Consider the following 25,041-nt stretch of genomic DNA (forward strand, 5'->3'; position numbering starts at 1 on the left):
CAAGTTCGGACGGTGGTGATAACGGCAGGAGCGGTGAAAAACCGGCGTTCCATGTGCCCGGAGATAGTTGCCGGGCAACGCTGAGTCAAGGTCAGCGGTCTGTCAGGCGGTGGTAGAGGGCCAGCAGCTGCTGGTTGGACTGCGCCAGGCTGTAGGTGCCGCGCACATGCTCCTGCGCCGTGCGCGCGAGTTCCGCCCGCCGTTCGATCGAAAGCGACAGGGCGGCCTGCAAGGCTTCGGCCAGCGCCGCCGGATCGCCCGCGGGAGCCAGCCAGCCGGTGACGCCGTCGGGCCGGATCGTCTCGGCGGCCCCGCCGCCATCCTCGGCGACGACCGGCCGTCCCATCGCCTGCGCCTCGACCAGGGCCCGGCTGAAGCCCTGGCGCGCACCGCCGGTCGACACCACGACGTCGGCCAGCATGTAGGCCGCCGGCATGTCGTCGACATAGGGGCCGATCTGCACGCGGCCGTTGAGCTCAGCCGCCTCGATGGCGCGCTCGAGCTCCTTCTCGAACGGCGTCGCCGCACCGGTCGAGCCGAGCAGCAGGCAGAACACGTCGTCGCGGCCCAGCCGCTTGATCGCCTCGACCAGGATCTTCTGTCCGTTGTCCTCGCCGAAGCGGCCGGGACAGAGGACGAGATGGCTGCCGTCGGGCACGCGCAGCTCGCCCGCGAGTCGGATCACCCGGTCGGCGCGCACGAGCGCAGGATCGAAACGGTCGAAGTTGATGCCGGGAGTGATTGTTTCCAGCCGGTCCTGCAGCGCCGGGAAGCGCTCCAGCGCATCGCGCGCGACATGCTGCGAGACGGCGATCACCGCATCGGCGCGCGATTGGCGCGCCTCGACGAAACGGCCCGCGAGATCGGAGGCGAGGAACGGCCGGTGCAGGGTCGCGATCCACTTGATGCCGAGACGGCGGGCGAGGGCGCGGGCCACCCAGCCGGTGGCGGGCGAACGCGCCTGGATGACGTCGACCCTGGCGTCGCGCAGGCTGGACGCGAGCTTGCCGGGCAGGGTCAACCGCCCCCACACCGGATGAGACAGAGCCGGAATTTCGATGTGGCTGGCACGCAGTCGCAGCAGGTCGGGCACCATGCTGCCGCCGGGCGACGCCACGATCGCCGAGCCGCCGGCCGCGATCACGGCTTGCGCGGCTTCCAGCGTGGCGCGGGCCAGGCCGCCGCCGGCCAGGGTCGGAACGATCTGAAGCAGGGTGGGCGCGGACACGGGCTTGGCTTTTGGCTACATCAAAGGGAGGCAGCAGGTAACACGGGAGGCGCAACGTGGGTAGGGTCGAGCGGCTGCAGCGGGACGACGGCAACACCATCGCTTATGCAACGACGCAAGCGGCGAAAGAGGGGGGACTCACGCCGACGGTCGTCTTCCTCGGCGGCTTTCGTTCCGACATGACCGGGACCAAGGCCGTGGCGCTCGAAGCCTGGGCCCGGAAGACCGGCCGTGCCTTCCTACGTTTCGATTATTTCGGTCACGGCCAGTCGTCGGGCCGCTTCGAGGACGGCACCATCGGCCGCTGGCTGGACGATTCGCTCGCCGCCATCGACCGCTTGACCAAGGGCAAGCTCGTCCTCGTCGGGTCGAGCATGGGCGGATGGCTGTCATTGCTGGCAGCGCGCGCGCGCCCTGAACGGCTGGCCGGCCTCGTGCTGATCGCCGCCGCCCCCGACTTCACCGAGCGCATGCTGCTGAACGGCCTCTCGCCCGAGGATCGCGCGACGCTGGAGCGCGAGGGCAGGCTCGAACGTCCCTCGCAGTATTCGCCGGAGCCCTCGGTCTTCACCTGGAAGCTGATCGAGGAGGGCCGCAATCATCTCCTGCTCGACAAGCCGCTCGTGCTGCCCTGTCCGGTGCGGCTGCTGCACGGCCAGAGCGATCCCGACGTGCCGTGGGAGTATTCGCTGCAGATCGCCAAGCATCTCGACGCGCCGGAAGTCGTCACCACCTTCATCAAGGGCGGCGACCACCGCCTCAGCACGCCATCCGATATCGCGCGCCTCATCGCGACGGTCGAGGAGCTGGTGAGCTAAAGAAATCCCGTCGTCTCGACCGTAGCGCCGAAGGCGCGGAGCGGAGAGACCTTCGCTCCACGATTTGCCGGCTTTTGGTGGAGAGAAGGCCTCTCCACTTCGCCTCGCTACGCTCGCCTCCGGTCGAGGCGACGGGCTCCTAACCTTCCGTAGCCAGAATCGCAGCGAGTCCTTCACGGTAAGACGGATAGCGCAGCACGACGCCGAGCTCGCGCTTGAGCTTGTCGTTCCTGACGCGGCGGCTCTCCGCATAGAAGGAGCGCGCCATCGCCGACATGGTGGGTGCGGCTTCGTCCCAGGGAATGGCCGGCGGGACCGGGCGTCCCAGCAGCTCGCAGGCATAGGCGATGACGTCGGCGTTCGGCGCCGGCAGGTCGTCGGCCACGTTCCAGATCTCGACGCGCCCGTCCTCGCGAGTCATGGCCTTCAAGGCGCTGGCGGCGAGATCCTCGACATGGATGCGCGAGAAGACCTGGCCCGGCTTGACGATGCGCTGCGCTGTTCCCGCCCGTACGCGGTCGAGCGTGCTGCGTCCCGAACCGTAGATGCCGGGAAGCCGCAGGATGTGCAGCGACGCCTTCGTCTCCGACGCGAGGTCGCGCCAGGCCTGTTCGGCGGCGAGGCGCTGCTGGCTGCGCGGCTGCGTCGGCAGAGCCGGTTTCGTCTCGTCGACCCAGCCGCCATCGTGACTGCCATAGACGCCCGTGGTGGAGAGATAGCCCAGCCATCGCGCCCGGCCGAGCAGCGCGCGGCAGGAGCGCAGCGCCGGATCACCGGACTCACCCGGCGCGATCGTGCAGATGACGTGCGTCGTGTCGCCGAATGCTTCGGTGGAGAGCGCGGTCGAGCCATCGAACCTGTGAGCCTCGATGCCGGCTTCGCGCAGCCTGCCTGCTTTCTCTTCGCCGGTGCACGTGCCGGCCACCGCCCAACCCTGCGCCCTCGCAAGCTTGGCGATTTCAAGGCCGCTGAAGCCCAGGCCGAAGATGAAAAGTCGTCTTGTCATCTTGTCAGGAACGCCTCGGCGCGGTTCTTTTCAACCATGTTGTTTCATCGCAAGACGCTGTGGCTGCTGCTCGGCCTCCTCGCCGCGTCGCCGTCGCTCGCGCAGCCCATTCCCGTAGTTCCCGCTCCCGTCACGTCGCTTCCCGGGCCGCCGGCGCTGGAAACACGTCCGGATCACGTCCGCCGCTATACCGAGTGCATGCAGCTCGCGCGGATGGAGCCGCTGAAGGCCCTGCCGGCGGCCGAGAAGTGGATCGTCGAAGGCGGCGGCATGGGCGCCCGTCACTGCGTCGCCGTGGCCATGTTCCAGTCGGGCAAGCATGCGCAGGCCGCGGCACAATTCGAGGCCATCGCCCGCGACATGGGACAGGACCGGCCGGGCCTGCGCGCCGAACTCTATGCCCAGGCCGGACAGGCCTGGATGGAGGCCGGCGCCGCCGACAAGGCCGCCGCGGCGCAGACCCGTGCCCTCGAACTCAAGACCGACGATCCCGACCTCTGGATCGATCGCGGCCTGTCCTACGCCGCGATGCAGTCGTGGCCGCGCGCCATCTCCGACTTCGACCGGGCCATCCGCCTTCGGCAGGACGATATCGACGCGCTGGTGCTGCGCGCCGCGGCCTGGCGCAATGCCCGCGATCCCGGCCGTGCCCTGGTCGACGTGAATCGTGCCTTGTCGATCGCGCCGGACCATTCCGAGGCGCTGCTCGAGCGCGGCTTCATCAATCTCGCCCGCGGGTCGCGTGACGCCGCCAACGCCGACTTCAATCGCGTGCTGAAGCTGGTCCCGCCGGGCTCGCCGGCGGCCCGCCGCGCCGAGGCGGGGCTGGCCGGTGGGGCGCCGACGGCTCCTGCGCCGACGCCGGCGCCGGCCGGGAAGCGATAGCCTCGCGAGAGGCGCTCGGGTAAAATGCCTGCAAATGAATAAAGCCCTCTCCTCCATCGCCTTCGTCGGTGCGCTGGCCCTCGCCGCGCCGGCTTTCGCCCAGCCGGCCGCCGCGCCGCAGGCGCCATCCTCCTTCTATCCGGCGCCGCCGCCGGACCGGGCGCCGGTCATCGAAAAGGGCGCATCGACGTCGAACCTGTCGTCGCCCCTGCCGACCGCACCGCACGCGGTCGAACGCACCATCATCGATTCCGACGCCGAGGCGCAGCTCTTTGCCGAAGCCCGCAGGATCAGCTGGGGCCGCTATGCCAAGATCAAGGGCGCCAAGCCCGGCGAGCTGATGGTGACCAAGCAGGGCAATGTCTGGGTGGTGAAGGGTCGCATCGACAGCGTCGCGCCCGGCACCGAGGGCGACTGGGCCTTCATCGACGGCGTGGTCGAGCGCATCGGTGCGAACGTCGTGCAGATCCGCGGCGAGGTGGGATTCCGCGTCGCCAAGGTCGAGAAGGGCGTGCCCTGCAAGGTCGCGGGCCTGCTCAACTTCCGCCGCTCCGGCAAGTCGCAGGTGTGGCGCCTGGCCGAGGGCGACAATCCCTGCGACGGCACGCGCGAGGGCTTCGACCTCGTGATGGAAAAGCCGGTCGAGAAGAAGCCCGTTCCGACGCAGCCGAAGCGAAGCTGATCGGCCTTAAGGGTATTCCGGTCGAGAAAGAATCACCCGTGTGAAAAACCACCTCACCCTGAGGAGCGGTCCGCCGGAACGCGTCTCGAAGGATGAGGTGGTGCGGGTGAACCTGAAGCAGAAATCTCTTAGCGCGACGCCCTGATCGTCGTGATGGCCGCACGGGCCAGCGCGTCGGCGCGTTCGTTCTCGGGATGGCCGCTATGGCCCTTCACCCAATGCCATTCGACGTGATGGACGGCACGGGCGGCGTCGAGGCGCTGCCATAGCTCGACGTTCTTGACGGGCTTCTTGTCGGACGTCTTCCAGCCGTTCTTCTTCCAGCCGTGGATCCACTTGGTGACGCCGTCCTTCACGTAAGAGCTGTCGGTGAAGAGGCGGACGTGGCAGGGCCGCTTCAACGCCTCGAGGCCCTGGATCGCCGCCATCAGCTCCATGCGGTTGTTGGTTGTCGCGCGGTCGCCGCCGGACAGTTCGCGTTCCTTGTCGCCCATGCGCAGGATCGTTCCCCAGCCGCCCGGGCCGGGGTTTCCGCTGCAGGCGCCGTCAGTGAAGATCTCGACTTTCGGCGCTTCGCTCACAGGCCCTCTCTTACAATCCATAATCCGACAGGGAGGTGACGCCGCGGTGAAAGCGCAGCTTGGCGAGATATTCCTGTGGGTCCTTGCGCTTCACCAACGCGTTGGGCGGCGTGTGCACCCAGTCGTAGAGCCGCGTCAGCAGGAAGCGCAGCGCCGCGCCGCGGGCCAGCAGGGGCAGCGCCTGCTTCTCGTCGTCGCCCAGCTTGCGCACGCGCTCATAGCCCTGCAGCAGGGCGCGCGCCTTGGTGGCGTTGAAGGAATTGTCGATCTCGAAGCACCAGGCGTTGAGGCAGATCGCGACGTCGTAGGCCAGCAGGTCGTTGCAGGCGAAGTAGAAGTCGATCAGGCCCGAGAGCCTGTCCTGAAGGAAGAAGACATTGTCGTTGAACAGGTCGGCGTGGATCACGCCGGCCGGCAGGTCGCGCGGCCAGTTGGCTTCGAAGAACGCGATCTCGGCGCCCAGCTCGCGGTCGAGCGGCGCATCGATCTCGCGGCGCGAGCCTTCCCAGAGCGGGCGCCAGCCGGCGACCGACAGGGCGTTGGGCCGCCTGAGCGCAAAATCCTGGCCGGCGAGGTGCATGGCGGCCAGCGCCTCGCCGACGGGTGCGCAATGCGCGACCGTCGTGCGGCGCGGCCACATGCCGTGCAGGAAGCTGGTGATCGCCGCCGGCTTCCCGGCCAGGGTGCGCAGCGCATTGCCGTCGCGGCCGTGGATCGGCTGCGGGCAGGTGATGCCTCGCGCGGCGAGATGGTCCATCAGGCCGAGGAAGAACGGCAGGTCGCGGGGATCGACGCGCTTCTCGTAGAGCGTGACGATGAACTGGCCCGTCGTCGTGGTGAGGAGAAAGTTCGTGTTTTCGACGCCCTCGGCGATCCCCTTGAAGGAATCGGCCTGGCCGATGTCGTATTCGGCCAGAAACGCTTCGAGTTCGGTGTCGCCGACTTCCGTGTAGACCGCCACGTCAGGCCACCAGCGCGCGCGGCAGTTTGAACACGACGTTTTCCTCGGTCGTGCGCACTTCCTCGACGGTGACGTCGTAGCGGGTGCGGCAGGCCTCGATCAGCTCGTCGACCAGCAGCTCGGGTGCCGAGGCGCCGGCCGTGATGCCGAGGCGATGTGCGTCGCCCAGCCAGTCCCAGTCCATATCGGCGGCGCGCTGCACCAGGCGCGACTTGGCGCAGCCGTAGTTGGCGGCGACCTCGACCAGCCGCATCGAGTTCGACGAGTTGGGCGCGCCGATCACCACCATCGCATCGCAGCGCTGGGCGATCGCCTTGACCGCGGCCTGGCGGTTGGTCGTGGCGTAGCAGATGTCTTCCAGCTTCGGCCCCTGGATCGACGGGAACCGGCGGCGCAGCGCGGAAACGATGCCGGTCGTGTCGTCGACCGACAGGGTGGTCTGGGTGGCGTAGGCGAGATTATCCGGATCGGCGACGGTGAGCGTTTCCGCCTGGGTCACGTCCTCGACCAGCACCACCTTGCCGGGCGGCAACTGGCCCATCGTGCCGATCACCTCGGGATGGCCGGCATGTCCGATCAGCACGACGGTTCGGCCGGACTGGGCGTGACGCTCGGCCTCGCGATGGACCTTGGAGACCAGCGGACACGTCGCGTCGACATAGAGAAGGTCGCGGCGGACGGCCTCGGCCGGAACGGATTTCGGCACGCCATGCGCGGAAAAGACAACGGGCCGGTCGTCGGGAACCTCGTCGAGTTCGTCGACGAAGATCGCGCCCTTGGCCTCCAGGTTTTCGACCACGAAGCGATTGTGGACGATCTCGTGCCGGACATAGACCGGCCGGCCGTAACGCTCCAGCGCACGCTCGACGATCTGGATGGCACGGTCGACGCCGGCGCAGAAGCCGCGCGGGCTGGCGAGCAGGATCGTGAGCGGCTTCTTCGGGGCAATCATGAAATTCGTTCGACGCGATGCCGACCCGTTCGCTTGCGGGCCTGCGGACCATTGCCTAGAGTCCGTGCAGTACGGATTTGGCGCGGCACCGTAACAAAGCCGCCGCAACGGGGAAAGCAACATGACCGAACCGGTTGTCGCGGCCAGGGCGCCATCGAAGGTGGCTCTCGAGGCGGGCAAGGACTACTGGTGGTGCGCCTGCGGCCTGAGCAAGTCCCAGCCCTTCTGCGACGGCAGCCACAAGGGCACCGGCCTCGCCCCGATGAAGTACTCGGTCGAGAAGGCCGGCGATTACTGGCTCTGCGACTGCAAGCACTCCTCCAAGAAACCGCTTTGCGACGGCACACACAAGACCCTGGCATGACCCTCAATATGTATCTCCGCGCCGCGCCTGTTGCGCTGGCGCTCGTTCTCTCCGCCTGCGGCGGCGGGTCCGACGACTCCGCGACCGCCTACTGCCCGGCGCCCTTCACGGTCCAGGATGCGGGCCGGCTGACCCATTTCAAGGCGGGGCCGGGCCGCGATCCGCGCGATGTCGAGTATGAGGCGGCCCTGGCCGGCGTCGGCGCGACCTGCACATTGCGTCGCAATCGGATGGACGTGAACCTGATCATGCGCGTCGCCGTCAGTGCCGGGCCCTCGGTCGCCGCCGGTCAGACCCGGGTGCCGTATTTCGTGCGCGTTCTCGGCAGCTCGGGCCAGGTCGTCCAGGGCCAGGATTTCACCGCCGATTTCAAGCTGTCGAGCGCCAACCCGCGCGGCCAGTCGCAGGAGGAGCTGACGCTCACCCTGCCGTTCAACAAGATTGCCGAGCTCAACGGCTACCGCATCGCCGTCGGCCTCAAGCCGTCGATGGAAGAGCTCGACTACAATCGGCGGGCGAGCCAGCGCTGATGAGCGCCTATGCCGACAGGCTGGAAGCGTTGGCCGCCGCGGCGGCCGATCGTTGCACGTCCTGCGGCAAGTGTTTCGAGGCCTGCCCGACGGCCCGCGAAAGCGGGCTCGATGCCGGCGAGGCCGTGCAGCGGGTCGGCGAACTCGTCTCCCTGACGCGCGACGGCGGCGTCGCGGCGCCGCTGCTCGACAAGTGGCTGGGCGCCTGCGACGGCAGCGCCCAGTGCAGCGCCGCCTGTCCGGAGGACATCAACGTCCGCCAGTGGGTGACCATCGCCAAGATGAAGTCGCTGCAGGCGGTGCGGCCGGTGCAGGAAGGCGCGGCCAATGCGGCCGGCCGCTTCCGCCACATGGCGCAGGCGGTGCGGCTGCTGGCCAGCATGCAGCTTCCGTCCGAGACGCTGAAGAAGATCCTGGCGCCGGCCGAGCGGCGCACCGCCGACGTGCTGTTCTACACGGGCTGCAACGTGCTGCGCACGCCGCACATCGTGCTGAACGTCATGGACATCCTCGACGCGCTGGAGCTCGACTTCGACGTGGTCGGCGGCACCGCACATTGCTGCGGCGTCTATCAGTTCCAGGAAGCCGACCTTCCCACCTACGAGCGGATGGGTCATCGCACCTTCCAGCGCTTCGGCCAGTCGGGCGCCTCGAAGGTTCTCACCTGGTGCCCGACCTGCACCAAGAATTTCGACGAGCTGGAGAAGGACGTCGAGGAGCCGTCGTTCGACCTCGGCCATGTCAGTGAGTTCCTCGCCGCCAACCTCGATTCGCTGAAGGCGCGCTTCGTGGCGGAGCAGCCGAGGCGCCGCGTCGTGATCCACGAGCATCAGGGCATCGGCGCCACGGTCGAGAGCATCCGCACCCTGCTGCGCGCCGTGCCCAACCTCGAACTGGTCGAGTTGCCGCAGGACTCCGGCTTCTCCTATGCCTGCGGCGGCCAGGCCGCGAAGTTCAAGGCGCGCGAGCAGGCGATTCATCGCGACCTGGTCATGGGTGCCGTCGATGCCGGCGCCGACACGATTGTCACCATGTACCATTCCTGCCATCGCGCGCTGTCCGGCGCCGAGGCGATCTATCCCTCGCTCCGGGTCGTGAACTTCACCGACGTGCTGGCCGAGGCGCTGGGCCGCGGCGGGCATCCCGACTACTACCAGCTCTACAGGCGCGGCGGCGCGATGGACGAGGCCGTGACGGCCGCGCGCGGCTTCCTCGAGAACAACGGCGTGCGCATCGACGAGAACGCCGTGAAGTCGCTGACCGCCGACATCTTCAACGAAACCGGCGTCGGCGGCCCGCGCGAGGCCTTCGTCGAAGCCTTTACCGCGCTCGCCCGCGAGGGCTGACAGGGTCTGTCGTCCTGAGCGCAGCGAAGGACCTGGCGGAATGACCAAAGCACTGCGTAGCTGACGCGAGATCCTTCGCTGCGCTCAGGATGACAAGGATTGAGTGAGGAACCGCAGTGACCGACGTCTGGCTCTTCTCCTACGGCACCTTGCAGCAGGAAGAGGTGCAGCTCGCGACCTTCGGGCGGCGGCTCGAAGGTCGTGTCGATGCGCTCCCGGGTTACTCGACCTCGCTGCTCGCGATCAGGGATGCCGAGGTCGTGAAGACCAGTGGCAAGACGCACCATCTGATCGCGCAGCCGTCGGGCCGTGCAAGCGATGAAGTGCCGGGCGTCGTGTTGAAGATCACGGCGGCCGAGCTTGCGGCCGCCGACACCTACGAGGTCTCGGACTACAAGCGCGTCGCGGTGCGCCTGAAGTCCGGCCTCGAAGCCTTCGTCTACGTCGCGGCCTGATCCGCAGCCTCAGCCGAACGATCCCGCGACCTGACGGGTCGCGGCGTTCAGCCGGTTCCACACGTTGATGCTGGCGATGGCGAGCAGCAGGCCGGAGATCGCCGTCTCGTCATAGTGCTTGCGGGCTTCTTCCCAGATGGGATCGGGGATGGCGTCTTCCTTGTCGGCGAGGCGCGTCGTGGCTTCGGTGAGGGCAAGCGCCGCACGCTCGGCGTCGGTGAACCACGGCGCTTCGCGCCAGGCGGCGATGGCGTAGATCCGGTCGTCGCTTTCGCCCGCCTTCTTCAGTTCGCGCGCGTGCATGGCGACGCAGAGGCTGCAGCCGTTGATCTGGCTCGCCCGCAGATGGACCATGTACAGCGTGGTCTGCGGTACGCCCGCCTTGTGGGCGATCGCTCCCAGCGCCAGCAGGGACTTCATCGCCTCGGGCAGGACCAGGGCGGGATTCTTCATTCGGGGTTGCACGATTTCTTCTCCTGGATGTCATACCGGCCTTCAGCGGGCCGTCATTGCGTTGACGGACGGCGATGGGAGAATGTGACGATGGACGAGCAGAAATTTCTGGCCGAGCGCTTCGAGGCCAATCGGCCCCATCTGCGGCGCGTCGCCTACCGCATGCTGGGTTCAGCCGCGGAGGCCGAGGATGCGGTGCAGGAGGCGTGGCTGCGGTTCAGCCGCAGCGACACCGGCGGTGTCGACAATCTGGGCGGCTGGCTGACCACGGTCACGGCACGCATCTGCCTCGATATGTTGCGCTCCCGGAAATCGCGCCGTGAGGAGGCGCTCGACGACCGGGCGCCGGCCGGCGAGGTGCCCGGCGGCTTCGAGCCCGAGCAGGAGGCGCTGCTGGCGGACTCGGTCGGCCTCGCGATGCTCGTGGTGCTGCAGGCGCTGACGCCGGCCGAGAGGGTGGCCTTCGTGCTGCACGACATGTTCGACATCTCCTTCGACGAGATCGCCTCGGTCGTCGGCCGCACGCCGGAGGCGACCCGGCAACTCGCGAGCCGCGCCCGGCGGCGCGTCCAGGGCGCGCCCGCGGTGCCCGAGGCTGAACTCGCCCGCCAGCGCGTCGTCGTCGATGCCTTTCTGACAGCCTCGCGCGACGGCGATTTCGAAGGTCTTCTCGCCCTGCTCGATCCCGAGGTCGTGGTTCGCGCCGATGCGACGGCGGTCCGGCTCGGCAATTCGTCCGAGGTGCGCGGTGCGACGGCGGTTGCAACCTTCTTCAAGGGCAAGGCCGTGCTCGCACGGGCCGCGCTGGTCGATGGCGCCGCCGGCATCGTGGTCGCGCCCAAGGGGCGGCTGCTGCTCGTTCTGTTGCCGAGGGTCGTGGACGGAAGGATCGTCGCGATCGACGTGGTGGCCGATCCGGATCGTCTCGGCGCCCTCGACCTGGGCACCGGCCCGGGCTGACTACTCAGCCGTTGCGGAAGGCGTCGATCACGAGCCCGCGCAGCCATCGGTTGGCGGCGTCGCCGTCGGCCGAGGCGTGCCAGTAGAGGTAAAGGTCCAGGGTCGGCATCCGGAAGGGAAAGGCCACGGTCTCGGTCCGGAGGCCGGCCGACAGGATCGGGGCGTAGCGCTCGGCCATGGTGAGCACCAGATCGCTGGCCGCGACGGCGCGCAGCGCGGCGAGATAGTTGCGGCAGCGCAGGCGGATGCGGCGGCTGAGGCCGCGCTTGGAAAGTTCGACGTCTTCCAGGCCCGGCCCCTGCCGGCGCGAGGTCACCATGACGTGGTCCTGCTCGAGATAGCGGTCGAGCGTCAGGCGGCCTTTGCGCAGCGCCGGATGACCGCGCCGCATCACCACCACAGCCCGGTCGGCACTGATCTTCAGGCGGCGGACGCTGTCGGTCAGCGGCAGGGCGATGTCGATGGCGAGGCTCACGGTGCCGGTGCCGAGCGCACTCTCGACGTTGCGGCGGCGCACCTGCACGGTGCGCAGGTCGATGCCCCGTCCGGCGCGGGCGATGCGGCCCATGATGGCGGGCAGCATCAGCGTCTCGGTGGGATCGCGCAGGCTGATAGTGAACTGCGCTTCCGACATCGCGGGATCGAAGCGGCCGGCGCCGGCGACCAGCCGGTCCAGCGTCTCCAGGCCCTGGCGCAGCGGCGTGACCAGCTCGCGGGCGAGCGGTGTCGGCACCAGCTTGCGGCCCTCGCGGGTGAGGAGCGGATCGCCGAACATCAGGCGCAGGCGCGCCAGCGAGTGGCTGATCGCCGACTGGCTGAGGTTCATCCGCTCCGCGGCGCGCGTGACGCCGCCCTCGCCGAGGATCGCATCGAGCACGCGCAGGAGTTCGAGATCGGCGCGCCGTTCATGAACCATGTGAATGGATACCCATGACAAACCACCATTTCTCTCATTGTCGGGGTGCGCCTAGCTTGCGGTCAACCCAACCGCAGGAGACCCGTCATGGAGTTCGTTCATTCCGACAAGGTGAAGGCGCTTCAGGAAAAGGTCGGCGCCTTCATGGACGCCCACATCTATCCCAACGAGGACCGCTACGAGCGCGAAGTGGCGGACGGCGACAGGTGGCAGCCCAGCCGGATCATGGAGGATCTGAAGGCCAAGGCGCGCGCGGCCGGCCTGTGGAACCTGTTCCTGCCAGGCGACCATGGCGCGGGGCTGACCAACCTCGAATACGCGCCGCTGTGCGAGATCATGGGCCGTTCCAAGATCGCGCCGGAAGCCTTCAACTGTTCCGCTCCGGACACCGGCAACATGGAGACGATCGCCCACTACGGTACCGAGGCGCAGAAGAAGCAGTGGCTGGAGCCGCTGCTCGACGGCACCATCCGTTCGGCCTTCGCCATGACCGAGCCCGCGGTCGCCTCGTCCGACGCGACCAATATCGAAAGCTCGATCGTGCGCGACGGCGACGAGTATGTCCTGAACGGACGCAAGTGGTGGACGACGGGTGCCACGAGCCCGCTTTGCAAGATTCTGATCTTCATGGGCAAGACGGATGCGCGCAGCCCCGACCGCTACCGCCAGCAATCGATGATCCTCGTGCCGCGCGATGCGCCGGGCGTCACGGTGCTGCGCAGCCTGCCGATGTTCGGCTACGACGACGCCCCGCACGGCCACGGCGAGGTGCTGTTCGAGAATGTCCGCGTGCCGGTCGAGAACATCCTGCTGGGCGAGGGCCGCGGCTTCGAGATCGCCCAGGGCAGGCTGGGGCCGGGCCGCATCCATCACTGCATGCGCGCCATCGGCGCCGCCGAGCGCACGCTCGAGAAGATGTGCAAGCGCGTGAAGTCGCGCGTGGCCTTCGGCCGGCCGCTCGCCGAGCAGACGGTGACGCTGGAGCGCATTGCGGAGGCGCGCATCATGATCGAACAGGCGCGGCTCCTGGTGCTCAAGGCCGCCTGGATGATGGACACGGTCGGCAACAAGGTCGCCCGCGCGGAGATCGCGATGATCAAGGTGGCGGTGCCCACCATGCTGACCCGGGTCGCCGACATGGCGATCCAGGCCTTCGGCGGCGCCGGCGTCTCCGACGATTTCGGCCTCGCCTACACCTACGCCACGGCCCGCTCGATGCGCATCTTCGACGGCCCCGACGAGGTGCACCGCAACCAGATCGGCAAGCTGGAGCTTAGCCGATACAACTGACGGCAGCTGATCCTATAGCGATTGCCGAATTTCCTCGATCACGACTTTCCACGTCTCGATCGTCGCCGTCGATGGAAGCTCCCAAATATCTTCCGCTGGATATCTGTAGGCCACGCCATACGGGGTAAGTTTGGCGAGGTCGGCAAGCTTGGTCTTCAAAGGATGGCTCGCTGGTAACAGCCCAATCAGCGCGCCGATATCGTGAGTTTTCGGGAAGGCTATTCGGGTTTCGACAAGGACTGCCTTGACTAATTTCTCGGCAGCCTGTTGGCAGTGGTAGGCCGCGCCCGCCAAGGATGGCAGCGGCCCATGGAGGTTGTTGACGACCTGGCGCAGATCGTCATCAACCACAGCTAACCACGCGGTGGCCGGCTCACTGGCCATATACGAGGTGCCCCTCGTGTGTCGCGAGATAGCTCAGAGTCCCAATGTCGTTGCGCCGCCGTTCGAACACGCTGCGTCGGCAGGGGACAATGTCGAGGGAGATGCCCGGATCGCGAGGAATGTCGGCGGTAACGGACAGGGATCTCAATTCCGGAGGCGCATTATCTGAAACGATGACCAACAGATCGTAGTCACTGTCGGCGTTCGCATCACCACGAGCGCGGCTGCCGAAGAGATAGATGGCTTCAGGCGCCATCGCGCTCACGACGCGGGCGACCATTCGATCAAGGACATCAGACTGTCTGACGCTCATGTTGATCATTATACACCATGGGCAATCGGTCCCTATTGCGACTTCACCGCCAGAACCGCCCAGGCGGCAGCGGCGAAGAATGCCGTGTGGGCGCTGAGCGGCCCTTCGAAGCGGCCGTAGACCTTGTAGGTCGCGGGCTGCATCACGGTGCCGATGGCCGACGCGGCGGCGAGGTCGGGATCGCGCGCCGGGATCTCGCCCGCGACCATCGCTTCGGCGACGACCCCGCGTACGACATCGACCGGGTTGGGCGTGCCGTCGGGGACCATCGCCAGGAAGAGATGCTGGGTGAGCAGGTGGTAGGCGAACAGGGACCAGTCCCTGTCCGCCCATTCGCAGTAGCAGCGGACGATGGCGTCGATTTTTCCGCGCAGGTCCGTGACCGACTGATGCGCCTCGGTCAGCGCCTCGGCCAGCGCGCGGTGATGGCCGAGGAAGATGTCGAGCGCGAGCCGCTCCTTGCTGGGGAAGTAGCGGTAGATCGTGCCCTCGGCGATCGACGCCGCCATGGCGATTTCCCGGGTCGTGGTCTCGGCGACGCCGCGCGCCACGAACAGGGTGAGGGCCGCGCGCTCTACGCGGGCTTTTGTCTCTTCGGCTTTGCCCATGCCGCGCAGTCTATGAGGGAGCGCTCACTCGGAAAAGCGGGAGCATCGTCTTCGGTGTCGCACAGCCAGCGCCAATCGATGACCCAGTCCCGGGTCGCTCCCGATGCCGGATGAGCGTCGCTCTGGAGCTTGAGAAATTCGTCGAAAGACCGGCGGATGAACATGCCAACCTCCTTAAGTGAGTAAGCGCTCATAAATTAAGTGAGCGATCACTCAATTTCAAGGGCCAATCTGCTTTTCCCCGTGATTCGGGCTGCCGGGTCGGCTTTGTGCGTGGACGCCGAAGAGGGCCCTGCCTATGGTCGGGCCACCCAGACGATCCCTGTGGGAGAGACCATCCGCGAGGATGGCGCCGAAGGAGCAACCGGCCCCGGAAACTCTCAGGCCAACGGACCGCAGGAGGATGGGTCTCTGGAAAGCGGCGGGCGCCCCATTCGGCGCACGCCCACCGACGAAGTAAGCCGGCTCTTTTCCGGCGAATCTTTCAGGTCTCCGGACAGAGGGGGTCGCGAGCGGCGCAGTCCTTGCGTCGCCAAGGCGCGACTCCGGTCGCGTTCAACGCGACTTCGACGGAGACTTTTTTGACCGAAGCACCTGCCGGCCCCCTGAAGCGCACGCCGCTTTATGACCTTCACCGCGAGCTGGGCGCGCGCCTGGTGCCGTTCGCCGGCTACGAGATGCCGGTCCAGTACCCGACCGGCATCCTGGTCGAGCACAATCACACCCGCACCGCCTGCGGCCTGTTCGACGTCTCGCACATGGGCCAGGTGCGGCTCACCGCGAAGCCCGGCCAGAACGCGGCCAAGGCGATGGAGACCCTGGTCCCTGGCGACATTGCCGGCCTGCAGCCGGGCCAGCAGCGCTACACCCAGTTCACCAACGATGCCGGCGGCATCCTCGACGACCTGATGGTGACCAGCACGGGCGATCACCTGCTGGTGGTCATCAATGCCGCCTGCAAGGACGCCGACCTCGCGCATATGCAGAAGCATCTCTCGGCGACCTGCGAGGTCGAGCCGATGTTTTCGCGCGGGCTTCTCGCGCTGCAGGGGCCGCAGGCGTCCGCGGTCCTGTCGCGGCTGGTGCCGCAGGTCGCCACCATGAAGTTCATGACCGGCGCCTATGTCGTGATCGACGGTGCGCGCTGCTACGTCACGCGCTCGGGCTATACCGGCGGCGACGGCTACGAGATCTCGACGCCGGCCGACCAGACCGATGCGATCGCCCGCAAGCTGCTCAGCCATCCCGAGGTGAAGCCGATCGGACTGGGCGCCCGCGATTCGCTCAGGCTCGAGGCCGGGCTCTGCCTCTACGGCCACGACATCGACACGACCACCACGCCGGTCGAGGCGGTGCTGCTGTGGAGCGTCGGCAAGGAGCGGCGCGTGCAGGGCGGGTTCCCCGGCGCCGCGACCATCCAGAAGCAGATCGCCGAGGGCTCGGCGCGCAAGCGGGTCGGCCTGCTGCCCGAGGGCAAGGCGATCGCGCGCGAGGGCGCGGAGATCGTCATCGCCGGCAAGCCCGTCGGCACCGTCACCTCGGGCGGCTTCTCGCCCACCCTGGGGCGCGCCATCGCCATGGGCTACGTCGAGCGCAGCCAGTCAGCCAACGGAACCAAGGTCGATCTCATGGTGCGCGGCAAGCCCGTGCCGGCCGAGATCGTGCCGATGCCTTTCGTCAAACACGCCTACTACCGCGGATAGGAGATCAAGATGGCCGAGACCAAGTACACCGAAGAGCATGAGTGGATCCGCGTCGAGGGCGATGTCGGCACGATCGGCATCACGCAATATGCGCAGGAGCAGCTGGGCGACGTCGTGTTCGTCGACGTGCCCGCCGCCGGCCGCACGGTCGCCAAGGGTGAGGCCTGCGCCGTCGTCGAATCGGTGAAGGCGGCTTCCGACATCTACGCGCCGGTCGGCGGCGAGGTCGTCGAGAGCAACGCGGCGCTGGCCGACTCGCCGGGCGACGTGAATGCCGAGCCGACGGGCAAGGGCTGGTTCTTCAAGCTGAAGCTCGCCGACAAGGGCGAACTCGCCGGCCTGATGGACGAAGCCGCCTACGAGGCCTTCGTGAAGAGCCTCGGCTAGCCAACCAGACCTCATCCTGAGGAGTGCCCGCAGGGCAAGTCTCGAAGGATGGGCAAGGGACAAGGTGCTCGTTCCCATCCTTCGAGACGCATCGCTGCGCGATGCTCCTCAGGATGAGGGCATTACTCAAGGAGCAAGAGCCTGATGCGTTATCTCCCCCTCACCGATGCCGATCGCCGCGAGATGCTGAGCGTGATCGGCGCCAAGTCGGTCGACGAGCTGTTCCGCGACGTGCCGGCCTCGGCGCGGCTGGCGGCCAAGGTCGGCGGCCTGCCCGATCACCAGGGCGAGCTCGAGGTCGAGCGCGCGTTCCAGGGCTTTGCGGCGAAGAACCTGTCGCCGGCCGCGGCGCCGTTCTTCATCGGCGCCGGCGCCTACCGGCATCACGTGCCGGCGACCGTCGACTACATGATCCAGCGCGGCGAGTTCCTGACCTCCTACACGCCGTACCAGCCCGAGATCACGCAGGGCACGCTGCAGTACCTCTTCGAGTTCCAGACCCAGGTGACCCTGCTCACCGGCATGGAAGTCGCCAACGCCTCGATGTACGACGGCTCGACCGGCACGACCGAGGCGGTGCTGATGGCCAACCGCGTCACGCGCCGCCACAAGGCACTGATCTCGGGCGGGCTGCACCCGCAGTATCGCAGCATCATCGAGACCACGGCCAAGTGGGAAGGCTTCACGGCGAATTTCGCGAAGACCGACGCAGAAGGCCTCGAAGACCTGATCGCCTCGGTCGATCGCGACACGTCCTGCGTGGTCGTGCAGAATCCGAGCTTCTTCGGTCATGTCCGCGACTTCACGAAGCTCGCGCAAGCCTGCCACGCCGCCGGCGCGCTGCTGATCGTCGTGGTGACGGAGGTCGTCTCGCTGGGGCTGCTGATGCCGCCGGGCGAGATGGGCGCCGACATCGTGGTCTGCGAGGGCCAGTCGATCGGCAACGGGCTGGGCTTCGGCGGTCCCTATGTCGGCCTGTTCGCGACCCGCGACAAGTACATGCGCCAGATGCCGGGCCGCCTCGTCGGCGAGACCGTCGATGCCGACGGCCAGCGCGGCTTCGTGCTCACCCTCTCGACGCGCGAGCAGCATATCCGCCGCGAGAAGGCGACCTCCAACATCTGCACCAACGCCGGCCTCTGCGCGCTGGCCTTCACGGTGCATCTCACCCTGCTGGGCGAGGCGGGTTTCGCCCGGCTGGCCGAGCTCAATCATGCCAAGGCCTCACAGCTCGCCGACAAGCTCGCTGCCGTGCCCGGCGTCACGGTGCTGAACGACAGCTTCTTCAACGAGTTCACCGTGAAGCTGCCGAAGCCCGCGGCCGAGGTCGTCGAGGCGCTGGCGGCCAAGCGCATCCTGGGCGGCCTGCCGGTGTCGCGCCTGATCCCCAACGATCCCTCGGTCGCGAACCTGCTGCTCCTGGCGGCGACCGAAACGGCGACCGAGGCGGGCATGGACCCGCTTGTCGCCGCGCTGAAGGAGGTGCTGTGATGGTACAGTCGCTCGACCGTAGCCAGGGCCGCGCCGGGAGCATCAGCTCCGGCTCGGCCAACACGCATGGCACCTTCACCGGCAACCGTGCGCTCCAGATCGAGGAGCCGCTGATCTTCGAGATGGGCCAGGCCGGACGCTGCGGCGTCGACCTGCCCGAGCCGCCCCCAAAGTCCTCTGGGGTGAAGGACCGTCTGAACGGCCTGCGCCGCAAGGGTGCGATCGGCCTGCCCGGCCTGTCGGAACCGCAGGTGGTGCAGCACTACACGCGTCTCAGCCAGAAGAACTACGCCATCGACATGGGCGTCTACCCGCTGGGCTCGTGCACGATGAAGCACAATCCCCGCATCAACGAGAAGGTCGCGCGCCTGCCCGGCATCGGCGATCTCCATCCGCTGCAGCCGGTCTCGACCGTGCAGGGCGCGCTGGAGCTGATCGACAGCCTGGCGCACTGGCTCAAGACCCTGACCGGCATGCCGGCCGTGGCGATGTCGCCGGCCGCCGGCGCGCATGGCGAGATGTGCGGCATGATGGCGATCGCCGCGGCCCTCGAGGCCAAGGGCGAGCGCGCCCAGCGCCGGACCGTGCTGGCGCCCGAATCGGCGCATGGCACCAATCCCGCGACCGCGGCGGCGCTAGGCTTCGTCGTGAAGCCGATCCCGGCCAACGACCGCGGCCGCGTCGACCTCGCCGCGCTCAAGGCGGCGCTGGGACCCGACGTGGCGGCGATCATGCTGACCAATCCCAACACCTGCGGCCTGTTCGAGAGCGAGATCGTCGAGATCTCCAAGGCCGTGCACGAGGCCGGCGCCTACTTCTACTGCGACGGCGCCAACTTCAACGCCATCGTCGGCCGGGTGCGGCCGGGCGATCTCGGCGTCGACTGCATGCACATCAACCTGCACAAGACCTTCTCGACGCCGCACGGCGGCGGTGGGCCGGGTGCCGGTCCTGTGGTGCTGTCGGCGGCGCTGGCGCCCTATGCGCCCTATCCGTGGATCGTGAAGAACGGCGACAAGTGGCAGATCGCCGAGGACGGCGCGAAGGTGGACGGCATGCCGCTCGGCCGCCTGAAGGCCTTCCATGGCCAGATGGGCATGTTCACGCGCGCGCTGGCCTACATCATGAGCCACGGCGCCGACGGGCTGAGGCAGGTCGCCGAGGACGCGGTGCTCAACGCCAACTACGTGATGGCCGCGCTCAAGGACGTGATGAGCCCGGCCTTCGAGGGGCCGTGCATGCACGAGGCGCTGTTCGACGACAGCTTCCTCAAGGACACGGGCGTCAGCACGCTCGACTTCGCCAAGGCGATGATCGACGAGGGCTATCACCCGATGACCATGTACTTCCCGCTGGTGGTGCATGGCGCGATGCTGATCGAGCCGACCGAGAGCGTGGCCAAGGAGGATCTCGACCAGTTCATCGGCGCCCTGCGCTCGCTCACGGCGAAAGCCAGGACCGGCACCGCCGCCGACGACTTCAAGGCGGCTCCGCTCTACGCGCCGCGCCGCCGCCTCGACGAGACGCTGGCGGCCCGCAAGCCGGTCCTGCGCTGGAAGCCGTCGAACAATCCGCCGGGCACCGACCCGCTGAAGCAGGCGGCGGAATAGCAGGTTCGAACCCTTCCCCTTTGCGGGCTCTGCAAAGGGGAAGTGCCCTCGTCTTACGAGGGCGATGGGGTCATGGGCGCCTCAAGACCATTGACCCCTCCGTCGGCGTAAGACGCCGCCACCTCCCCATCTGAATGAATGGGGAGGTCTTCCGATACATCGGCGCAAAGAAAAAGCCCCCGCCTTGCGGCGGGGGCACCAGGTTGCCCGCTCTTGTTTTTTGCGGGCGATCCCAAATTTTCTGAAGGTCAGTGCAGACGGCGCGGCAGTTCGGCGATGGCGTCGTCGATCATCGCCTGCGTGCGGCCGGCGCCGACCTGCTCCTTGAGCAGGGTGCGCGTGGCGGCGAGCGCCACGTCGACGGCCATGTTGCGCACGTCCCGCGAGGCCTGGGCCTCCGCCTGGGCGATGCGGTCCTTGGCCTGCTGCTCGCGGCGGGCGATCAGCGCCTCGCGCTCCTCGGCGGCATGCTGCGTGAGGCGCACGGCCTCCTGCTTGGCCTGGGCCACGATCTCCTGGGCGAGCCTGGCGGAGTCGGCGAGGCTCTTCTGGGCATCGTCACGCGCCTTCTGCGCCTCGTTGCGGAGCTTCTCGGCTTCGCCGAGCGTGCGCGCGATGAGCGCGGTGCGGTCGTCGAGGAGCTTGGTCAGCCCCTTGACGATCTGCTTGCCGGCGATCGCCAGGAAGAGGAAGAAGGCGACCGCCACCCAGAACGTCGGATCGGAGAACAAGCCTCCGCCGCCGCCGTGTGCATCGGCTGCCCATGCGGTACCGATCATGGCTTGCCTGCCTTTGCTGCCTCGTCGACGGCGCGGGCGACCTGCGCGGGATCGGCAGATCCCACCAGCTTGCCCAGCACGGCCGTGGCGATTTCCGTCGACATGGTGCCGAGGCCCGCGAGGGTCTGCGTGCGCTGCTCGCCAATCCGCTTTTCGGCGGCGGCGATCTCGGCACCCAACCGGTCGCTGACTTCGTGCAGCTTGGCCGAGGTTTGGGCCGCGGCGGCCTCCGAGGCCTCGCGGATCAGGCCGGAGGCCTGGCCGCGCGCTTCGGCGAGCGCCTTGTCCTGCTCGACACCCGCGGCACGGGCCGCATCGTTGGCCTTCTGGGCCGCGTCGAGGTCCGCCTGGATCTTGTGCTCGCGGCTTTCGATCGTCTTGCCGATCTTCGGCAGGACGGCCTTGGCCATGAGGAAGTACAGAACGGCAAAGCACACCACCAGCCAGAAGATCTGGGTGGGGAACCTCGTGAGGTCGAACTGCGGCATGCCGGCCGCCTGCGCGGCAAACGGCAGCCCGATCAGGGCTGCCGCGGCGACCGAAGTCCGGAGTGCCTGAACGGGCACGATCGAACTCAGGCGAAGAGGGCGATCAGCGCGACGATCAGCGCGAACAGCGCGATGGCCTCGGTGACGGCGAAGCCGATCCAGATGTTGGCGCCGATTTCGGCCTTCGAGGCCGGGTTGCGCGACAGGGCCGTGATGTAGCTCGCCCAGACGTTGCCCACGCCGATGCCGGCGCCGATCATGCCGATGGCGGCGAGGCCTGCACCGATGAACTTGGCGGCTGAAGCGTCCATTTCTATCTCCTGTTTTCTCTTGGCTTTGACGTGATGGATTGATGAGTACGGGCGCCGCGATCAGTGCAGGTGCAGCGCGTCGTTCAGGTAGATGCAGCAGAGGATCGTGAAGATGTAGGCCTGCAGCAGCGCGACCAGCAGCTCGAGCGCGGTAATGGCCACCAGCACCACGAGGGGGATGACGCCGAAGAAGCCGAGCGCGATGACGAAGCCGGCCAGGACCTTCAGCAGCACGTGGCCGACCGTCATGTTGGCGAACAGTCGAACCGACAGGCTGATCGGGCGGCTGAGATAGGACACCAGCTCGATCGGGATCAGGATCGGCGCGGTGAACAGCGGCGCGCCGTGCGGGAAGAACAGGGAGAAGAAGTGCAGGCCGTGCTTGAACAGGCCGATCAGCGTCACGCCGAGGAACACCACCATCGCCATGAAGAAGGTGACGGCGATCTGGGACGTGAAGGTGTAGCCGTAGGGGAGCATCCCGAGGATGTTGCCGAACAGCGTGAAGATGAAGAGCGAGAAGATGAACGGGAAGAATTTCTTGCCGGCGCTGCCGACATTGTCCCGGATCATGTTGGCGATGAACTCGTAGAAGAGTTCGGCCATCGCCTGGATGCGGCCGGGGATCATCGCTCCCTTGCCAGCCCCCGCGAGCAGCAGGCCCGAGGAGAGGACCACCGCGCCCATCATGAAGACGGCGGAGTTGGTGACGGCGATATGGTGGCCACCGATGCTGAACAGCGGGGCGGTCAGGTCCTGGATAGCAAACTGCTCGAGCGGGCTGGCCACGTTACTCTATCCCCAAATCAGCTCTTCTTTTCATCCTGGGCTGCCTTGCTGCGCCGCTCTTCAGCCTGCGCAACCCGGTAGACGTTCAAGAACGCCGCACAGCACCCCAGTACGAACCCCACGATCAGCAGCCAGGGCTTCGTACCCAACCACTGATCAGCCATCAGGCCGAGAAAGGCCCCCGCAACGACGCCCGCCACCAGTTCGACTGCGATCCGCATGCCGACACCGAGCTTTTCGCCACCGGCGCCGCCTGTTGCGGGTCTCGACGACCGTCCCGTTCCCGCCTGGTAGGCCTGCCGGACGCCTTTGAGGCGCCGATCCAGCTCGTCAGGCGTCGATTTCCGATCGTCCTCAGCCATAACCGGATGCTCCGCTCCGGGCTTTCCACCGCCACCCCACCAACACGATGCGGTCACAATGAAAAACGCGCCGGAACCTATGGGCAGGCCCGCGGGGTGTCAAGCGTACGCGACGATGTGACAAGGCTCTGAAATGCAAGCCGTTCCGCGTTCTACCGCTTCAGGACGGAGAACCGGGCGTCGCCGTCGCGCTGGACCTGCGGGACCAGGTCGACCTCCCAGTCCAGGTACTGCCGCATGGCCGCCTCGACATCCTCCTTGAAGTCGTAGGGCCGGTACCAGACGTCGGTCGGCGGGTCCGCCATCCGGACGTGGCCGGTCTCCAGCGATAGTCCGGCCTCCCGCCACGCCTTCATGCCGCCTGCCAAGACGGAAACCGGCAGGGCACCGGCCAGATCGGCGACCTCGGCCGCTGCCAGGGCACCGATCTCGGCATCCGGCGCTGAGATGACGATCCGGATGACGCCGGCCTGCTTGGCCAGCATTTCCGGCAGCGTGCGTGCGAGATTTGCGCGCACCGCGAACCAAGCGCCCGGCACATGGCCATCGCGATATTTCAGGCTGGTGTCGAGATCGACGACCAGGGTGGTCGCCAGCGACTTGTGCAGGTCAGCGGCGGCCACGGTCGGGACCTTCGGCACGGTGAAGCCCGCCGGGTAGCGCGGCTCGGCTTCTGTCGTGAGTTCGGCGGCAGCGGGCTTATGGTCGAGCACATAGGTCTCGTTCCAGCCCATCTGCAGCAGCCAATGCGCCGTCATGGTGGCGCGCACGCCGTCATTGTCGTGCAGGACGATCGTGGCATTGCGGGCGCCGACATATTGATCGGTCGCCTGCACCAGCTGGCCGCCCGCGGCATGGCGGAAGCCCTTGAGATGGCCCTGCGCATATTCGGCGGGGTCGCGCACGTCGAGGCGATAGAGCGGGCCGCCCTTCTTCTCCAGCGCGGCAAGGCCGGCCTTGTCGATTTTCCGGATTCCCATCTTGCCGGCGATGTTCGCGGCGGCGGCCTTCGCGAACTTCGCGGCCTCCGGTCCCTGCGGGCCAAAGCTCTTGGTCTCGCCGCGCGCCACCTTGAGACCGGCCAGATGCCAGCCCATCGTGCCGTTCTTCAGCGCCATCACCTTGTTGGGCAGGCCGGCGTTGATCAGCGACTGCGCGCCGATGATCGAGCGAGTGCGGCCGGCGCAGTTGACGACGACCAGCGTCTCGGGCCGCGTCACGAAGTCCTTCACGCGATAGACCAGCTCGGCGCCGGGGCAGTCGATGCCGCCGGGAATCGACATGTTGGTGAATTCCGGCAGCGGCCGCGAATCCAGGATCACCATGTCGGCCTTGGCGTCGATCAGCTTCTGGACGTCCGCGGCATCGATGCGCGGCGTGTCGTTGCCGTGCTCCACCACCTCGCCGAACGCCTTGCTGGGCACGTTGACGCCGGTGAACACCTCATAACCCGCGTCGCGCCACGCTTTCAGGCCGCCCGCCATGACCGCGAGGTTGGTGTAGCCCAGCCCAGACAGCTTCGCGGCGGCCCGGTTGGCGCGGCCGGTCTGGCCCTCTTCGCCCTCGTCCATCAGCACGATGCGCGTGTGCGGATCGGGCAGCAGGGCGAGCGCCCGCGGCTCCAGACGGGAGAGCGGGAGCGGCGTGGCAAAGAGGGGATGGCCCTGGGTCGAGAATTCGCCTTCCTCGCGCACGTCGAAGAAGGCGAAGACCTCGCCGGACTTCAGCATTTCCTTCACCTGCTGAACCGTGAGCAGCGGCGTCAGGATCTTTGCCCTGGCCATGAAGCGCCTGGCCGTGCCGGTGGCCATGTCGACCGTCACGCGGTCGGGCAGATGCTCGAGGCTGAGGCCATAGAAATGAAGGTGCAGCGCATTGCCCGAGTCGACCGGCGTCTCGATGTGGTGGAAGTCGTCGGGCAGGAAAGCGATCACGTCGCCGCGCTTCAGCGTCTTCTCCTTCGAGGGCGCCTCGCGCAGCCGCACGACGCCTTCCTGCGCCCCGTTGTCGAGCCGCTCGTAGACCACGTTGCGCTCGGCGCCGTGGACGCCCGCGATGATGGCCCAGGTCGTGTGATTGTGCGGCGGCACCTTCTTGCCGGGGCCTCCGGCCGAGGCATAGAGCGCGAAGCGATGGTCGGGATCCTCGCTCAGGCGATAGATCCCGCCGTCGGCGCCCAGAGGGAATTCCTCCTGCGGAAAGAGCTCGGTGCGGCGGGCCAGCGACGAGAGAAGCCCGCCGATCCTGTCGAGATTGGCGTAGTTGACGCCCTGCTTCTCGATGGCGCGGGCCTCGTCGATCAGACGCCGCACGGCCGCGGCACGCTCTTGATGCAGGTTCATTCCGGTCCTCCGTTCCCTGCAGTATAGCCGCACCGGGTCTTGTCGCC

The 25,041-nt window shown here is 67.5% G+C and carries 29 protein-coding genes and 2 riboswitches; of the genes, 13 read left to right on the forward strand and 16 right to left on the reverse strand.

Going from position 1 to position 25,041, the window contains the following annotated elements; translation table 11 throughout:
- Positions 1 to 91: 91 nt before the first annotated feature.
- Positions 92 to 1,228 (reverse strand): glycosyltransferase, encoded by a 1,137-nt coding sequence (locus EPO41_RS11775; RefSeq protein WP_296325063.1) that lies wholly within the window; start codon positions 1,226 to 1,228, stop codon positions 92 to 94.
- A 56-nt stretch (positions 1,229 to 1,284) separates the two neighbouring features.
- Here EPO41_RS11775 and EPO41_RS11780 point away from each other — a divergent pair, with 56 nt between their 5' ends.
- Positions 1,285 to 2,046, forward strand: coding sequence for an alpha/beta hydrolase (locus tag EPO41_RS11780; protein WP_296325065.1), 762 nt, complete (start codon positions 1,285 to 1,287; stop codon positions 2,044 to 2,046).
- Positions 2,047 to 2,185: 139 nt separating this feature from the next.
- On the opposite strand, the gene EPO41_RS11785 is transcribed toward EPO41_RS11780, so the two are convergent.
- A complete protein-coding gene (locus tag EPO41_RS11785; RefSeq protein ID WP_296325067.1) occupies positions 2,186 to 3,052 on the reverse strand; it encodes an SDR family oxidoreductase in 867 nt (288 codons plus the stop codon).
- 36 nt (positions 3,053 to 3,088) lie between these two features.
- Between EPO41_RS11785 and EPO41_RS11790 the strand changes: the two genes are divergently transcribed.
- Positions 3,089 to 3,937: a tetratricopeptide repeat protein gene (locus EPO41_RS11790; protein ID WP_296325069.1), complete on the forward strand. Its 849-nt coding sequence runs from the start codon at positions 3,089 to 3,091 to the stop codon at positions 3,935 to 3,937.
- 34 nt (positions 3,938 to 3,971) lie between these two features.
- Complete coding sequence (locus tag EPO41_RS11795; protein ID WP_296325072.1) at positions 3,972 to 4,619, forward strand: hypothetical protein; 648 nt, start codon at positions 3,972 to 3,974, stop codon at positions 4,617 to 4,619.
- Positions 4,620 to 4,747: 128 nt separating this feature from the next.
- Here the strand turns inward: EPO41_RS11795 and rnhA are convergent, their stop codons facing one another.
- The 3 genes from rnhA to ispH are packed head-to-tail and all read right to left on the reverse strand — an operon-like array spanning position 4,748 to position 7,113.
- Entirely contained in the window at positions 4,748 to 5,200 is a 453-nt protein-coding gene (gene rnhA, locus EPO41_RS11800; protein WP_296325075.1) for a ribonuclease HI, read from the reverse strand.
- Positions 5,201 to 5,210: 10 nt separating this feature from the next.
- Positions 5,211 to 6,161, reverse strand: coding sequence for a homoserine kinase (locus EPO41_RS11805; RefSeq protein ID WP_296325077.1), 951 nt, complete (start codon positions 6,159 to 6,161; stop codon positions 5,211 to 5,213).
- A 1-nt stretch (position 6,162) separates the two neighbouring features.
- Positions 6,163 to 7,113, reverse strand: coding sequence for a 4-hydroxy-3-methylbut-2-enyl diphosphate reductase (gene ispH, locus EPO41_RS11810; RefSeq protein WP_296325080.1), 951 nt, complete (start codon positions 7,111 to 7,113; stop codon positions 6,163 to 6,165).
- A gap of 121 nt (positions 7,114 to 7,234) precedes the next feature.
- Between ispH and EPO41_RS11815 the strand changes: the two genes are divergently transcribed.
- From EPO41_RS11815 to EPO41_RS11830, 4 genes are all read left to right on the forward strand, one after another.
- Entirely contained in the window at positions 7,235 to 7,477 is a 243-nt protein-coding gene (locus tag EPO41_RS11815) for a CDGSH iron-sulfur domain-containing protein (protein WP_295145037.1), read from the forward strand.
- On the forward strand, positions 7,474 to 8,007 hold the full coding sequence (locus EPO41_RS11820; protein ID WP_296325083.1) for a hypothetical protein: 534 nt from the start codon (positions 7,474 to 7,476) through the stop codon (positions 8,005 to 8,007). The genes EPO41_RS11815 and EPO41_RS11820 overlap by 4 nt, the downstream gene beginning before the upstream one ends.
- The gene (locus EPO41_RS11825; protein WP_296325086.1) at positions 8,007 to 9,353 is read left to right on the forward strand and encodes a (Fe-S)-binding protein; all 1,347 of its coding nucleotides are present in this window, start codon (positions 8,007 to 8,009) and stop codon (positions 9,351 to 9,353) included. Before EPO41_RS11820 ends, EPO41_RS11825 begins: the two co-directional genes overlap by 1 nt.
- Positions 9,354 to 9,469: 116 nt before the next feature.
- A complete protein-coding gene (locus EPO41_RS11830) occupies positions 9,470 to 9,808 on the forward strand; it encodes a gamma-glutamylcyclotransferase family protein (RefSeq protein ID WP_296325088.1) in 339 nt (112 codons plus the stop codon).
- A gap of 9 nt (positions 9,809 to 9,817) precedes the next feature.
- On the opposite strand, the gene EPO41_RS11835 is transcribed toward EPO41_RS11830, so the two are convergent.
- Positions 9,818 to 10,273, reverse strand: coding sequence for a carboxymuconolactone decarboxylase family protein (locus tag EPO41_RS11835; RefSeq protein WP_296325092.1), 456 nt, complete (start codon positions 10,271 to 10,273; stop codon positions 9,818 to 9,820).
- A gap of 78 nt (positions 10,274 to 10,351) precedes the next feature.
- Here EPO41_RS11835 and EPO41_RS11840 point away from each other — a divergent pair, with 78 nt between their 5' ends.
- On the forward strand, positions 10,352 to 11,221 hold the full coding sequence (locus EPO41_RS11840; protein WP_296325095.1) for a sigma-70 family RNA polymerase sigma factor: 870 nt from the start codon (positions 10,352 to 10,354) through the stop codon (positions 11,219 to 11,221).
- 4 nt (positions 11,222 to 11,225) lie between these two features.
- Here the strand turns inward: EPO41_RS11840 and EPO41_RS11845 are convergent, their stop codons facing one another.
- The gene (locus tag EPO41_RS11845) at positions 11,226 to 12,137 is read right to left on the reverse strand and encodes a LysR family transcriptional regulator (protein WP_296325099.1); all 912 of its coding nucleotides are present in this window, start codon (positions 12,135 to 12,137) and stop codon (positions 11,226 to 11,228) included.
- Between the two features lie 87 nt (positions 12,138 to 12,224).
- Here EPO41_RS11845 and EPO41_RS11850 point away from each other — a divergent pair, with 87 nt between their 5' ends.
- The gene (locus EPO41_RS11850; RefSeq protein WP_296325102.1) at positions 12,225 to 13,427 is read left to right on the forward strand and encodes an acyl-CoA dehydrogenase family protein; all 1,203 of its coding nucleotides are present in this window, start codon (positions 12,225 to 12,227) and stop codon (positions 13,425 to 13,427) included.
- Positions 13,428 to 13,439: 12 nt separating this feature from the next.
- On the opposite strand, the gene EPO41_RS11855 is transcribed toward EPO41_RS11850, so the two are convergent.
- Genes EPO41_RS11855 through EPO41_RS11865 form a run of 3 tightly spaced genes read right to left on the reverse strand, consistent with a single transcriptional unit; the run spans position 13,440 to position 14,732 of the window.
- On the reverse strand, positions 13,440 to 13,811 hold the full coding sequence (locus tag EPO41_RS11855; RefSeq protein ID WP_296325104.1) for a HEPN domain-containing protein: 372 nt from the start codon (positions 13,809 to 13,811) through the stop codon (positions 13,440 to 13,442).
- Positions 13,801 to 14,124 carry a nucleotidyltransferase domain-containing protein gene (locus EPO41_RS11860; protein ID WP_296325106.1) on the reverse strand — a complete coding sequence of 108 codons (324 nt, stop codon included), beginning with the start codon at positions 14,122 to 14,124 and terminating at the stop codon, positions 13,801 to 13,803. The genes EPO41_RS11855 and EPO41_RS11860 overlap by 11 nt, the downstream gene beginning before the upstream one ends.
- A gap of 32 nt (positions 14,125 to 14,156) precedes the next feature.
- Positions 14,157 to 14,732, reverse strand: coding sequence for a TetR/AcrR family transcriptional regulator (locus EPO41_RS11865; protein ID WP_296325109.1), 576 nt, complete (start codon positions 14,730 to 14,732; stop codon positions 14,157 to 14,159).
- Between the two features lie 315 nt (positions 14,733 to 15,047).
- A riboswitch (glycine riboswitch) is annotated at positions 15,048 to 15,138 on the forward strand.
- A gap of 3 nt (positions 15,139 to 15,141) precedes the next feature.
- A riboswitch (glycine riboswitch) is annotated at positions 15,142 to 15,234 on the forward strand.
- Between the two features lie 79 nt (positions 15,235 to 15,313).
- Here EPO41_RS11865 and gcvT point away from each other — a divergent pair.
- The 4 genes from gcvT (at position 15,314) to gcvPB (ending at position 19,923) form a co-directional block, all read left to right on the forward strand.
- Entirely contained in the window at positions 15,314 to 16,435 is a 1,122-nt protein-coding gene (gene gcvT / locus EPO41_RS11870; RefSeq protein ID WP_296325111.1) for a glycine cleavage system aminomethyltransferase GcvT, read from the forward strand.
- A 9-nt stretch (positions 16,436 to 16,444) separates the two neighbouring features.
- Positions 16,445 to 16,822 carry a glycine cleavage system protein GcvH gene (gene gcvH, locus EPO41_RS11875; protein WP_296325115.1) on the forward strand — a complete coding sequence of 126 codons (378 nt, stop codon included), beginning with the start codon at positions 16,445 to 16,447 and terminating at the stop codon, positions 16,820 to 16,822.
- A 144-nt stretch (positions 16,823 to 16,966) separates the two neighbouring features.
- Positions 16,967 to 18,313: an aminomethyl-transferring glycine dehydrogenase subunit GcvPA gene (gene gcvPA, locus EPO41_RS11880; protein WP_296325118.1), complete on the forward strand. Its 1,347-nt coding sequence runs from the start codon at positions 16,967 to 16,969 to the stop codon at positions 18,311 to 18,313.
- Positions 18,313 to 19,923, forward strand: a complete 1,611-nt coding sequence (gene gcvPB, locus EPO41_RS11885) for an aminomethyl-transferring glycine dehydrogenase subunit GcvPB (protein ID WP_296325121.1) — start codon at positions 18,313 to 18,315, stop codon at positions 19,921 to 19,923. The genes gcvPA and gcvPB overlap by 1 nt, the downstream gene beginning before the upstream one ends.
- A gap of 248 nt (positions 19,924 to 20,171) precedes the next feature.
- On the opposite strand, the gene EPO41_RS11890 is transcribed toward gcvPB, so the two are convergent.
- The 6 genes from EPO41_RS11890 to EPO41_RS11915 form a co-directional block, all read right to left on the reverse strand.
- A complete protein-coding gene (locus tag EPO41_RS11890; RefSeq protein ID WP_296325125.1) occupies positions 20,172 to 20,702 on the reverse strand; it encodes an ATP F0F1 synthase subunit B in 531 nt (176 codons plus the stop codon).
- The gene (locus EPO41_RS11895) at positions 20,699 to 21,268 is read right to left on the reverse strand and encodes a hypothetical protein (RefSeq protein WP_296325128.1); all 570 of its coding nucleotides are present in this window, start codon (positions 21,266 to 21,268) and stop codon (positions 20,699 to 20,701) included. Before EPO41_RS11895 ends, EPO41_RS11890 begins: the two co-directional genes overlap by 4 nt.
- 8 nt (positions 21,269 to 21,276) lie before the next feature.
- Positions 21,277 to 21,501, reverse strand: a complete 225-nt coding sequence (locus EPO41_RS11900) for a F0F1 ATP synthase subunit C (RefSeq protein WP_020698011.1) — start codon at positions 21,499 to 21,501, stop codon at positions 21,277 to 21,279.
- A gap of 60 nt (positions 21,502 to 21,561) precedes the next feature.
- Positions 21,562 to 22,290 carry a F0F1 ATP synthase subunit A gene (locus EPO41_RS11905; RefSeq protein WP_296325130.1) on the reverse strand — a complete coding sequence of 243 codons (729 nt, stop codon included), beginning with the start codon at positions 22,288 to 22,290 and terminating at the stop codon, positions 21,562 to 21,564.
- A 17-nt stretch (positions 22,291 to 22,307) separates the two neighbouring features.
- Entirely contained in the window at positions 22,308 to 22,652 is a 345-nt protein-coding gene (locus EPO41_RS11910; RefSeq protein ID WP_296325135.1) for an AtpZ/AtpI family protein, read from the reverse strand.
- A 152-nt stretch (positions 22,653 to 22,804) separates the two neighbouring features.
- Positions 22,805 to 24,994, reverse strand: coding sequence for a rhodanese-like domain-containing protein (locus EPO41_RS11915; RefSeq protein ID WP_296325138.1), 2,190 nt, complete (start codon positions 24,992 to 24,994; stop codon positions 22,805 to 22,807).
- Positions 24,995 to 25,041 lie beyond the last annotated feature (47 nt).

The sequence above is a fragment of the Reyranella sp. genome, assembly GCF_004297265.1.
Lineage (GTDB): Bacteria > Pseudomonadota > Alphaproteobacteria > Reyranellales > Reyranellaceae > Reyranella.

Coding starts and splice junctions, on each gene's coding strand:
- EPO41_RS11785 (WP_296325067.1), bottom strand. CDS start 3,052: ATGACAAGACGACTTTTCATCTTCGGCCTGGGCTTCAGCGGCCTTGAA.
- EPO41_RS11790 (WP_296325069.1), top strand. CDS start 3,089: ATGTTGTTTCATCGCAAGACGCTGTGGCTGCTGCTCGGCCTCCTCGCC.
- EPO41_RS11795 (WP_296325072.1), top strand. CDS start 3,972: ATGAATAAAGCCCTCTCCTCCATCGCCTTCGTCGGTGCGCTGGCCCTC.
- ispH (WP_296325080.1), bottom strand. CDS start 7,113: ATGATTGCCCCGAAGAAGCCGCTCACGATCCTGCTCGCCAGCCCGCGC.
- EPO41_RS11815 (WP_295145037.1), top strand. CDS start 7,235: ATGACCGAACCGGTTGTCGCGGCCAGGGCGCCATCGAAGGTGGCTCTC.
- EPO41_RS11820 (WP_296325083.1), top strand. CDS start 7,474: ATGACCCTCAATATGTATCTCCGCGCCGCGCCTGTTGCGCTGGCGCTC.
- EPO41_RS11825 (WP_296325086.1), top strand. CDS start 8,007: ATGAGCGCCTATGCCGACAGGCTGGAAGCGTTGGCCGCCGCGGCGGCC.
- EPO41_RS11840 (WP_296325095.1), top strand. CDS start 10,352: ATGGACGAGCAGAAATTTCTGGCCGAGCGCTTCGAGGCCAATCGGCCC.
- EPO41_RS11845 (WP_296325099.1), bottom strand. CDS start 12,137: ATGGTTCATGAACGGCGCGCCGATCTCGAACTCCTGCGCGTGCTCGAT.
- EPO41_RS11850 (WP_296325102.1), top strand. CDS start 12,225: ATGGAGTTCGTTCATTCCGACAAGGTGAAGGCGCTTCAGGAAAAGGTC.
- EPO41_RS11855 (WP_296325104.1), bottom strand. CDS start 13,811: ATGGCCAGTGAGCCGGCCACCGCGTGGTTAGCTGTGGTTGATGACGAT.
- EPO41_RS11860 (WP_296325106.1), bottom strand. CDS start 14,124: ATGAGCGTCAGACAGTCTGATGTCCTTGATCGAATGGTCGCCCGCGTC.
- EPO41_RS11865 (WP_296325109.1), bottom strand. CDS start 14,732: ATGGGCAAAGCCGAAGAGACAAAAGCCCGCGTAGAGCGCGCGGCCCTC.
- gcvH (WP_296325115.1), top strand. CDS start 16,445: ATGGCCGAGACCAAGTACACCGAAGAGCATGAGTGGATCCGCGTCGAG.
- gcvPA (WP_296325118.1), top strand. CDS start 16,967: ATGCGTTATCTCCCCCTCACCGATGCCGATCGCCGCGAGATGCTGAGC.
- gcvPB (WP_296325121.1), top strand. CDS start 18,313: ATGGTACAGTCGCTCGACCGTAGCCAGGGCCGCGCCGGGAGCATCAGC.
- EPO41_RS11890 (WP_296325125.1), bottom strand. CDS start 20,702: ATGATCGGTACCGCATGGGCAGCCGATGCACACGGCGGCGGCGGAGGC.
- EPO41_RS11900 (WP_020698011.1), bottom strand. CDS start 21,501: ATGGACGCTTCAGCCGCCAAGTTCATCGGTGCAGGCCTCGCCGCCATC.
- EPO41_RS11910 (WP_296325135.1), bottom strand. CDS start 22,652: ATGGCTGAGGACGATCGGAAATCGACGCCTGACGAGCTGGATCGGCGC.
- EPO41_RS11915 (WP_296325138.1), bottom strand. CDS start 24,994: ATGAACCTGCATCAAGAGCGTGCCGCGGCCGTGCGGCGTCTGATCGAC.